The organism is Stenotrophomonas sp. STEN225 (assembly GCF_056756445.1).
This window is the reverse complement of the sequence record NZ_JBRRBV010000015.1, coordinates 100,583-110,421: the sequence shown is the minus strand read 5'-3', so window position 1 is coordinate 110,421 and position 9,839 is coordinate 100,583. Positions and strand designations below refer to the sequence as shown.

At 64.5% G+C, this 9,839-nt stretch carries 9 protein-coding genes; 6 read left to right on the top strand and 3 right to left on the bottom strand.

Annotation, left to right across the window (positions count from 1 at the left end):
- Positions 1–583 precede the first annotated feature (583 nt).
- Genes ACVOJ1_RS14855 through ACVOJ1_RS14835 form a run of 5 tightly spaced genes read left to right on the top strand, consistent with a single transcriptional unit; the run spans position 584 to position 5,359 of the window.
- Positions 584–1,264, top strand: coding sequence for a vWA domain-containing protein (locus ACVOJ1_RS14855; protein ID WP_277381510.1), 681 nt, complete (start codon positions 584–586; stop codon positions 1,262–1,264).
- Positions 1,265–1,266: 2 nt separating this feature from the next.
- On the top strand, positions 1,267–2,022 hold the full coding sequence (locus ACVOJ1_RS14850) for a PP2C family serine/threonine-protein phosphatase (RefSeq protein WP_346480586.1): 756 nt from the start codon (positions 1,267–1,269) through the stop codon (positions 2,020–2,022).
- 4 nt (positions 2,023–2,026) lie between these two features.
- Positions 2,027–3,445 (top strand): hypothetical protein, encoded by a 1,419-nt coding sequence (locus ACVOJ1_RS14845; protein WP_346480585.1) that lies wholly within the window; start codon positions 2,027–2,029, stop codon positions 3,443–3,445.
- Positions 3,442–5,124 (top strand): TonB family protein, encoded by a 1,683-nt coding sequence (locus ACVOJ1_RS14840; protein ID WP_346480584.1) that lies wholly within the window; start codon positions 3,442–3,444, stop codon positions 5,122–5,124. Before ACVOJ1_RS14845 ends, ACVOJ1_RS14840 begins: the two co-directional genes overlap by 4 nt.
- A gap of 58 nt (positions 5,125–5,182) precedes the next feature.
- Entirely contained in the window at positions 5,183–5,359 is a 177-nt protein-coding gene (locus tag ACVOJ1_RS14835; protein WP_263177825.1) for a hypothetical protein, read from the top strand.
- A 943-nt stretch (positions 5,360–6,302) separates the two neighbouring features.
- Here the strand turns inward: ACVOJ1_RS14835 and ACVOJ1_RS14830 are convergent.
- The 3 genes from ACVOJ1_RS14830 to ACVOJ1_RS14820 all read right to left on the bottom strand — a co-directional run bounded on the left by ACVOJ1_RS14830 (position 6,303) and on the right by ACVOJ1_RS14820 (position 8,476).
- Positions 6,303–6,803, bottom strand: coding sequence for a hypothetical protein (locus ACVOJ1_RS14830; RefSeq protein WP_346480583.1), 501 nt, complete (start codon positions 6,801–6,803; stop codon positions 6,303–6,305).
- A gap of 11 nt (positions 6,804–6,814) precedes the next feature.
- Positions 6,815–7,675: a hypothetical protein gene (locus ACVOJ1_RS14825; RefSeq protein ID WP_346480582.1), complete on the bottom strand. Its 861-nt coding sequence runs from the start codon at positions 7,673–7,675 to the stop codon at positions 6,815–6,817.
- Between the two features lie 378 nt (positions 7,676–8,053).
- Positions 8,054–8,476 (bottom strand): VOC family protein, encoded by a 423-nt coding sequence (locus ACVOJ1_RS14820; RefSeq protein ID WP_197572119.1) that lies wholly within the window; start codon positions 8,474–8,476, stop codon positions 8,054–8,056.
- A gap of 322 nt (positions 8,477–8,798) precedes the next feature.
- On the opposite strand from ACVOJ1_RS14820, the gene cyoA reads away from it, so the two are divergent.
- Entirely contained in the window at positions 8,799–9,839 is a 1,041-nt protein-coding gene (gene cyoA / locus ACVOJ1_RS14815) for a ubiquinol oxidase subunit II (protein WP_164150731.1), read from the top strand.

Sequence of the window (9,839 nt, the reverse complement as noted above, 5' to 3'; positions counted from 1 at the left end):
GCTGAGCTGGAACCTGGGTGTGACCAGCCGGGCCAGCGAGCGGCTGTCGGTGATGGTCGACTATGTGGGCGAGCGCCGCGACGGCCAGCTGCAGAATGGTGTGCAGCTGGGGCTGGGTTACCGGTTCTGATGCAGGGAGGACGTCCTCGCCCGCCGGGCGGGGACGTCCACCGGCGGCTGATCCGCCTCTACCGCCCGCACAGGTTGGCGCAGGAGTGTCTTGAGTCGCGAAGGAGCGGTCTTCCGTGGATCGCTCAGATGGAATCTCATGGTGCGGGCCGGCAAACGTGTAGCCTGGTCTGGTAGCGCCGGGCCATGCCCGGCGGGATGTGAGCTATGTCGCATTTGCACCGTAAAGATCGTCCTGCTTCTGAACAGATGTTCCAGAACGACGGTATCGGCAGGGAGTCGGTTGGCTGTCCATAACCCCGTGGACAGAGTCGGATTCCGGGCACGTCGGCAAATGGGGCAAGCATTGCCACGGGGTGTCGGAAGTCGGCTGATGGCTTCCCTTCTCCCTCTGTGCCTATACTCGATGCAACCGCATACAGCGGCCCGATCCATAGCACGGAGGCTTACCACGATGTCCATTGGCGCGATTCCTGACGTTTCTCTGGTCGATAACAGCGAACAGCGCACACCGCTGATACTGGTACTGGACTGCTCCGGCAGCATGGATGGTAGCCCGATCGAACAGCTCAACGTTGGTCTGAAGCTGCTGGAGAAGGAGCTGAAGGACGATGTGATAGCGGCCAAGCGTGTGCGCGTGTTGCTGGTGGAATACGGTGGCATGGACAATGCCGCCGTACGTGGTGACTGGTGCGATGCAATGGATTTCACTGCGCCCACCCTGAAGGCCAACGGCACCACCCCCACCGGCGCGGCGGTGGAGCTTGCCCTACAGGAAATCGAAGATGAGAAGCAGCGCTTCCGGCAGGCTGGCGTGGCCTACACGCGGCCATGGTTGTTCCTGATGTCCGATGGCCAACCGACCGATGCCTGGGAGGCGGTGGCCGAACAGTGCCGCAGTGCCGAGGAACAGAACAGGGTGGCGGTGTTTCCAATTGCAGTGGGTAATGCCGACCTCGGTGTGCTTGCCCGGTTCAGCCGCAATGGCGAGCGCGGGGTGAAGCGTTTGCAGGGCCTGCAGTTCAAGGAGCTGTTCCTGTGGCTCAGCGCGAGCATGCGCGTGGTGTCCAATTCGACGCCCGGCGGGCAGGTCCAGTTGCCGGCGACCGATAGCTGGTCGCACGTGCCGGTCTGACCGTGAGTTGGCGCGTTATGGCTGCCTCGGCTACGGGGCGGTCGCACGTGGATCGCGGGCAGCCCTGCCAGGACGCGCATGCCGCGGTATGCAGCGGTGCGCTGCTGGTGGCGGTGGTCTGCGATGGTGCCGGTTCGGCCTCGCACAGCGATATCGGGGCGCAACACGTGTCGCGCAGCGTCGCCGCTGCAGTGGCGGCGGCACCGGCGTTGGGCGACGCACCGCTGACGGTGCCCGTGGACGTGCTGCGGCCGATCATCGAAACGGCCATCGATGACGCGCGCGGTCAACTGGCGCTGTTGGCCGCCGGACGTGGCCTGCGCCTGTCCGACCATGCCTGCACCCTTGTGGGGGTAGTAGCCGATGCGCGTGGTGGCTGGTTCCTCCATATCGGCGATGGGGTCGCCGCCTGCGCGTTCAGCGATGGCACCGCCGATGCAGTGTCGCTGCCGGCCAACGGCGAGTACGCCAACGAAACCTGGTTCGTTACCGGAGCCAATTGGCGTCAACAGTTGCGGCTGACCCGTTTCGAAGGGGCGGTGCAGGCGCTGGTGCTGATGTCCGACGGCGTGCAGCCCTTTGCGATGGGACGCCGAGGGGACACCTTGTTCCAGCCGTTTTTCGGGCCGGTGCTGCGCTATCTCTCTGCCGTGGATGAAGCACATGGCAGCCAGGCCTTGCAGGCGACCTTGTCCGACCCGCGCACGGATGGCATTACCGGCGATGACAAGACGCTGCTGATCGCATTGCCGGGCTGAGCACATGCCTGGCCGCAGTGGAGAAATCATCTTCGACCAGCGGCGCCAGCCGCTGACCCTGCTGCGCCTTCTCAAGAGTGGTGGCGCCGGCAGTGTGTTCACTCTGAAGGAGCGTCCGCGCGAGGTCGCCAAGCTGTATCACTCGGCCAAGGACGTGCCGTTCTACGAGCGCAAGCTGCGGGCAATGCTGGAACTGCAGCCGGATCTGCCGACGCTCCGTGAGGGTGGGCGCGAACGTGTGCAGATCGCATGGCCGACCGGTCTGCTCCGTGACCGTGGCGGGCGCTTCATCGGCTTCAGCATGCCGATCCTGGACGTGTCGGCCACCACCGATCTTGAGCATGTACTGCAGGAACGGCAGGCACGCGTTGAAAAGCTGCCCACCGGTCTGGGCGCGAAGATGACCCTGGCTGCGAATCTGGCGGCGACCTTGGCTGCCTTGCACCGCTGTCAGCACTACGTGGTCGATCTCAAGCCGCTGAATGTCCGCTTCTACCGCGATTCGCTGTTCATCGCCATGCTTGATTGCGATGGCTTCAGCATCCAGGGCAAGGACGAGCGTTTCCCGGCCGGCCAGGTGACCACCGATTATCTGGCGGCCGAGTTCCAGCAGCGTGGGGTCACGCCTGGCGAGGAAGAGGCGCAGGATCGCTTCGCATTGGCGGTGATCGTATTCCAGCTGCTCAATTCGGGCCTGCATCCGTACGCCGGGCGCCCCCAGGGGGGCGACGTGCCCAACGACCTGCCTGGGCGCATCGCTGCGCGGTTGTATCCCTACGGCCGGCGCGGCATCAGCCGCCTGCTGCCCGCACCGGTCAGTGGCCATGAAATGTTCCCGCCGGCTCTGCGCGATCTGTTTGATCGCGCGTTCTCGGCGCAGCCGCAGCGCCGTCCATCGGCGCAGGAGTGGTCGTCGCTGCTGATGGGCTACGCGCAGCGAAGCGGCGGCCAGTTGGTGGCGTGCAGTCAGGATGCCAGCCACCAGCACTTTGCCGGGCTACCCTGCGCGGCGTGCGCGCGCGCCGGCCTGGTCGCACGCAGTGCGCGCGTGGCACAGCAGACGAACGGCGGCAAGGGCCGCGGTCGCAAGCGCAAACGTACCCGCACGGCCTCGCCCCTACAGCCGCCAGTAGCGACGCGTCCGGCAGGGCGGCCGGCAGCTAGGCCGGCCGCTCCGGGCACTGCTGCCGCGACCAGCCAGCTTCCCGGCCTGGGGTCGCGCGTTACGATGGCCGTGATCGGCACCCTGCTGCTGGGCTGGGTGGCCGGCTGGGGCATGCCGGCTTGGCGTGCCTACAGCGCGCTGCCCTCGCCGGGCTGGTGGGATGGCTTCGAGCTGGCCGTGCAGTCCGGCATGCTCCTGCTGGGCGTGCTGTTCTACATCCTGTGCGTGCCGATCGTGATCCTGGGAAAGCGGCCGTGAAGTGGCTGGGCTGGCTGGCCGTTCTGCTGGCGGTTCTGATTGGCCTGACGCCGTTGTGGGCGTGGCTGGGCGGTCAGGTTTACTCCACGTTTGATGTGCTGGGCCATCTGGGAGCCCGCCCTTCCATCAGCGATGGCCGCGCTGCCTTCCGTGCAGCGGTGATGCTGGGCGGCACGGTGTCGGTGCTGTCGCTGCTGCGCGTGGCCTGGCTGGATCGGTCCGGCGATTACCTGGTGGCGGCGCTGATACTGGGCCTGGGTTTTGGCGTGGTGGTGGTGTTTTCCGGTGGTGGGGACCCTGTTGATCGCAGCGCGCCACATTCGATCTACGTAGGGGCGAACGACCCGGCGCGTGAGAAGCGGCAATGGAGTTCGCGCGAGGCATTCGAACAGGATTCGCTGCAGACACTCGAGGTGGCGATGCGCGCCGGCGCCCGCGGAGACCTGGCGCAGGTCGATCACCTGTTGGACGGGCTGAAGGCATCTGCTCGGCTCTGGCCGCGCTCGTCCGACCATTCGACTGAGTTCGCGCGCCTGCTTGACCAATACAATGCAGTGGTGGGCAAGATGAAAGCACTTTCGCCGCCCAGCCGTACCGGCGCCACCGATCGCAGCGTATTGGAGGCAAGGCGGAAGCCGGAATACAAGGCGCTGGACGCAGAAGCGACCGAGCTGCTTCGGCAGATGTGGGCTGCGTCGCCACGCCGCCCGGCCATTGCTCTGGCGCTGTTGACCGAGGACATGCGAGCGCTGTCGGTGCGCAGCTTCTTCGGCAGGCGGCAGCTGCCCCCTGCGTTGGACGAGTTGCCATTGCAGGAGCGCCTGTATCGGATACAGACCCTCTTGGAACAGGTGCTGGCCTATGCGCCCAACGAAGTTCCTGTATGGGAGGCCTACAGCGAAGTGATGGCCGACCAGGACGAGGAACTGGCGCTGGGCGCGCGCGTGGTAGCCGGCCAGTTGGAACGACGGCTGCGCAGCGGCGTGGACTCGCGTGACTACCTCAATACCGGCAACATCCTGCTGGGCAGCGACGTGCGCCTGGGGGCCATCATGATGTCGCGCGGCAGCAGGGAGCGCTCCCGCATTCTGGAGGCGCGGGCCTCGGTGCTGCTCGGGCCGGCTGCCGACAAGGTTTCTGAGGGTACAAGTGATGACGCTGGCGGCGACACGGCGGCCTCGCCTGGCGGGATGGCAGAGCCGGGCCTGCCAGTGGTGTCGGCGACGTCGCCCTCGGATGAGCCCGACGCAGAGCGAGCGCTGCCGCCACGCGGAACGCTGGCCGATGGCACAGGGTTGTGGGTGCCGCCGCGGCCCCGGGCGCCCGCAGCCCCTGCGCAGGAAGACGGCGGGCCGCCCAATACGGCGGAGGGCGATCGGGGAACGCTACGTGTGGATCTGGCCGCGGCCGGCTTCACACCCGAGCCGTTGCCGCCTTTGCCGGAAGGCACCGTCGTTGCCCGTAACGTGCGTATGTTGCTGGTGGTTGATGTCTGGGAGGACGGGCAGGTGACCTCGGTCCTTGTGCAGAGGAGCAGCGGCGTCCTGGCGCTGGACCAGGCTGCGCGGGCGGCGGCGGCGCGCTGGCGCAGCGCAGTCAAGGTACCGGCTGGCGGGGAGCGGCGAGGGGTGGCAGTCGAGTTCCTGCCATCGGGTGGCGAGCCCCCCGTGCTTCGCTGACTGCCTTCATCCGCGGTTCCCCCGCCGATTGAGGCGGACGTCATTGCGTATCTGGCCCATGCGGATGATGTTCGGCAGCAACAGCCAGACGGTGGGCGAGCAGGTGCTGAGCTGGAACCTGGGTGTGACCAGCCGGGCCAGCGAGCGCCTGTCGGTGATGGTCGACTACGTGGGCGAGCGCCGCGACGGCCAGCTGCAGAATGGCGTGCAGCTGGGGCTGGGTTACCGGTTCTGATGCAGGAAGGACTTCCTCGCCCGCCGGGCGGGGGCGTGCTGCGGGCGGCACGTCGGCTGTGATGCAGGCGCCAGCGATGCGGTCCGGTCGCCGGTTGTCAGGCGTCCACCGGCGGCTGATCCGCCTCTACCGCCCGCACAGCGCAGTCAAGGTGCCGGCTGGAGGGGAGCGGCGACGGGTGGCAGTTGACTTCCTGACAACTGGCGGCGAGCCTCCTGTACTGCGCTGACTGCGTTCATCCGCGGTCCCCTGCCGATTGAGGAGGACGTCATCGCGTATCTGATCCATGCCGATGCCGATGCCGAGGCGCAGATCCGTGCCGCTCTGGGTCGTACGCGATCGTTCTCTGTCCGGCTCTCGTCATTCGCTGCACACGCGCCACGCCGCAGATCGATTGCGGAACAAGCGTTCCAGGAGATGCTGCCAACAGTAGCGTGCCGCACGGTACGCATTACGGCGCTGTCCCGATCACGACGCCACTTCCATCAGCCTCCGCAGCGGATAGGCGCAGAATGCATCGTCACTTGCTGAGGCGACATGCCTTGGGCGTCAGATGGCAAATGGCGCCTCCCGGGCGTGCGAGCCGGCAGCTCAGGGCTTCGCAGTCCCCGGGGCGGCCCCGTTTGACGATGGTGCCCAGTAACGCGCAACTGTCCATTTCATTTGGCGGCGGCGTCCAAATGCATGGTTGTATGTACTCATGCCGCTGCTCGTACTGCAAGCGCGTGTCACTCGATACGGCGAAGCGATGGCGGTCAGTCAGAGTTCCTGTTGTACAGGGTGGGGCAGCGTTGATTGGCGGATCCCTGCTCGAGTTCCAGGATCCGCCGTCTTGCTACCTGGAGGTGATCAGTCTCCAGACCGTTGAAGGTTCAAGTGTGCTTCATGACTGACACCAGCGTGGCGCTGCGGTCGCAGTCGCCTGTGCGTTTGCTGCCGGCATTCACTGCTGTTCGATGGGGCCAACTATGACCCGCCCGCAACAATCACCACCACCACCACCACCACCGCCACCACCACCACCCCAATCGCCCCAATCGCCCCAGCTCCCCCCCCCGTAGCCTCCGCCGAAGTCACCACCACCGCCGCCACCACCCTGCGCGGGTGGGGGCAGAACCGTTGAAATGACCGTTCCGGAATTGAAGCGATCATTTCCGCGCCAGGTGTACTCGACGCATTCGATTCCGTTGCAGACCACCACCGTATCGCCTGTCTTCAGCCCTTGGGCACCCCAAGCGTTCAATCGCCCTTTTTCGCCCAGTAGTACACTGCGGGTGCTTCCATCCGGGTCAGGCGTGCTTACCGCGCAATGACCGCATTGCAGGACACTGGCTCGCTTGGCTGCATCCGCAGTATCAATGGCCGTGCAGAACGCAGCTGCAATAGCCGAGGCACAGATCACTCCCTTGAAACTTGCAGCGTTTGCAAAACGCTTACTCTGCATGCTTGATTTCCTTATTGTTTAACGCAGCATTTGTTGTAGATCTCGTCAGAAGCAGACTTCGCTCGCATCATTTCCTTTGCGTTCAATCTCCTTTCCATATCGGACACCTGGTCCGGGGCGATAAAACTGGAGTTCACCCTGCTCACCACGCGCGAGTACGCGGCTGCCATGACAGGGTCGGCGTCGACCACGCCGCCGTAGGTGTAGGCGCTGGCGAGATCCCAGAGGGCGGAGACGTTTCCTTGACTGGAAAGCTCTGTCAGGTACTGCCGGGCATTGCTCCGCCATTCAGCCACCTTGTCTGGATCGCTGACCGCCTTGTCCAGCGAGCCCAGGACTTCCTCCGGCGAGTTCGCATACGTCCTCATCGCCGACTGCGAACCCATCGCGGCGGCAGTTGACAACCAATCTTCCTCATAGATGTCTTTTTGCAGAACCAGGGATTCGCATTCCTTGAGTTTTCGTTCGGACCTCTGCAGGAACTGCCCTTCGTTTCCAACCGATCTGGCCGACTCCGCAAGTTCATCCGCGTGCTGCGAAGTGAAGGTATTGCACTCCCTTACCGTCAGGTAGATGTCGTAGGCCGCGTTCGCGTCACCTGATCTGGATCGGTCGATCAACTGCAGTACGTGTGCCAGTGCATCGCCGGGAGGCCGGATGTGGTTGCCGCGGATGATTTCGTAGGCTTTGGGGCCCATGGGCTTGAACGAGCCTGGCGGAATCTTGTTCTCTGCCTCAAGTCTCTGCGCCGCTGCGAGTGACGGTACTGAAGCAGCGCCGTTCTGGCCTTGCGTCAGCGCCACTACGCCGGTGTTGGCGCCGGGAGCGGGTATCTGCGAAGTGGAGTAGATCGCGGCAAACGTGATCGCCACCACTGCCCCTGCTACAACTGTTCCTGTAAGCCATCTGTTCATTGGTCGATATGAGTCCCTTGGTGGAGTGCGCGGTCAAAGACAGCCATTCCGGATCGGTGCGGGCGCAAGCCTCCTGCGCGGGATCCAGACGATTCCGCAGGCAGGTTTTCAACATAATTTAAGGGTGCTGAGTGTCGGCCCTGCACCGCGTTGGTGGTCCGACACATCGACATGCGAATCCCCGATTTCAGGATGTGATAACGCTGCATGGGGAAAGTCTCGCCCAGTCCTGCACCTGAGTGTTCATGATTCATTCATATGGCATCGGGGTGGCATTAACGACACGCATCGCGTCGCTCGCCCAGATACGCCCGACATCCCGGTCACCGTCCGCGCTCATGCGGTTGCGGCTGGCCCCTTCAGTTCAAGGGTGTTGCCATCGGGGTCGTTGAAGTAGAGCGATGGTCCATCGCCCTCGGCGCCGAAATTGACTTCGGCCGGGCCGGCTACCGGGACGCCAAACGCCTGCAGGTGTGCCGCCAGGGCCGCCTCGTCGAAGGGAGTGATGCGCAGGCACAGATGATCGGTGTTGCGACCCTGCGCATCGGGTCCGCGCCCGCCGCGCTGGCCCAACGAGCCGTCCAGGCTCACCAGGTCGATCATCGAAGCCCCGGCGCGCAGATGCACCAGGCCCAGATGATCGCGCCGCCGCACCACTTCGCAGCCCAGCACCTGCTCGTAGAACGCCACGCTCCGCGTCAGGTCGCGAACCCGGAACACCACGTGGTCGATGCGTTCAGCACTAAACGGCCTTGTCATCCGATCCTTCCTCGCTGTAGAGGGTGTTGTTGCCTGAATGCGTTCATTCGACTTTGCCGAACGAGGGATTCCGGCGCGGCGACACCTGCGGCTGCGATGCCCCGGGCCCCATCGCTCGCACGGTGCGACAACGTGTCGCAGCCAGAATGGGGCCTTTCCTGCGGTGGATCATTGTCAATGCCTTTCTTAAATGGTGGGTGACGGCCTAAAATTGCAAGGCTGACTCGACCCCACCTCCCTGCCTGTCTCCGGACGGGTGGGACCGGCTTTGGCCGGAGCGGGCAGGACGGGGAACGGCATTCCCTCGCAATTGGATCGACCGATGATTCCGTTGAAAACCCTTGGGCGCTGGTTGCGCCCGGGCCTGCTGCTCGCAGTGCTGGTGATGCTCACCGGCTGCGATGCCGTGGCCATCCTCAGTCCGAAGGGCCAGATCGGCCAGGATGAGAAGACCCTGCTGATCACGGCCACCGTGCTCATGCTGCTGGTCGTCATCCCGGTCATCATCATGACCCTGACCTTCGCGTGGAAGTACCGCGCTTCCAACACCAAGGCCCGTTACGAGCCGAAGTGGTCGCACTCGACGGCGATCGAGGTGGTGGTGTGGTCGATCCCCTGCATGATCGTGCTGGTGCTGGCCGTGCTGACCTGGCGCTCCTCGCACGCGCTGGATCCGTACAAGCCGCTGGAATCGGACGTCAAGCCGGTCACCATCGAGGCGATCTCGCTGGACTGGAAGTGGCTGTTCATCTATCCGGAAGAGAAGATCGCGGTCGTCAACGAGATCAAGTTCCCGGTCAACACTCCGCTGAACTTCAAGATCACCTCCGACACGGTGATGAATGCCTTCTTCATCCCGCACCTGGGCAGCATGATCTATTCGATGGCGGCGATGGAGACCAAGCTCCACCTGATCGCCAACGAAACCGGTGAATTCCCGGGCATGTCCTCGCACTACAGCGGTGCGGGCTTCGCCAAGATGCACTTCACTGCCTATTCGGTCACCGATGCCGAGTACCGCCAGTGGCTGGACCAGGTCCGCGCCGGTGAGCAGACGCTGGACAAGACTTCGTTCAAGGCCCTGGGTGAAGCGCGCAATGCCGAGTGGTATCCGGTGACCTACTACGGCCGGTCCGAGGAGGGCCTGTTCGACTGGGTCATCGCCAAGCACATGGGCGACAACAAGCACTACGGCATGAAGCACGCCCATGCGGGCGCCGCTGCCGCCGATGCTGCCAGCCATGAAGGGCACGAAGGCCACGCCCCGAGCGAAGAGCACAAGTCCAAGGAGTCCGGGGAAAACCTGGATGCCACTGAACACGAGCACGCCGGCCACGCCGGTCATGCGGGCTCGGGAGAATGA

Bases quoted from the DNA above. Each gene is read 5' to 3' on its own strand.
- cyoA (WP_164150731.1), top strand. From the start codon at position 8,799: ATGATTCCGTTGAAAACCCTTGGGCGCTGGTTGCGCCCGGGCCTGCTG.
- ACVOJ1_RS14820 (WP_197572119.1), bottom strand. From the start codon at position 8,476: ATGACAAGGCCGTTTAGTGCTGAACGCATCGACCACGTGGTGTTCCGG.
- ACVOJ1_RS14830 (WP_346480583.1), bottom strand. From the start codon at position 6,803: ATGCAGAGTAAGCGTTTTGCAAACGCTGCAAGTTTCAAGGGAGTGATC.
- ACVOJ1_RS14845 (WP_346480585.1), top strand. From the start codon at position 2,027: ATGCCTGGCCGCAGTGGAGAAATCATCTTCGACCAGCGGCGCCAGCCG.
- ACVOJ1_RS14855 (WP_277381510.1), top strand. From the start codon at position 584: ATGTCCATTGGCGCGATTCCTGACGTTTCTCTGGTCGATAACAGCGAA.
- ACVOJ1_RS14835 (WP_263177825.1), top strand. From the start codon at position 5,183: ATGCGGATGATGTTCGGCAGCAACAGCCAGACGGTGGGCGAGCAGGTG.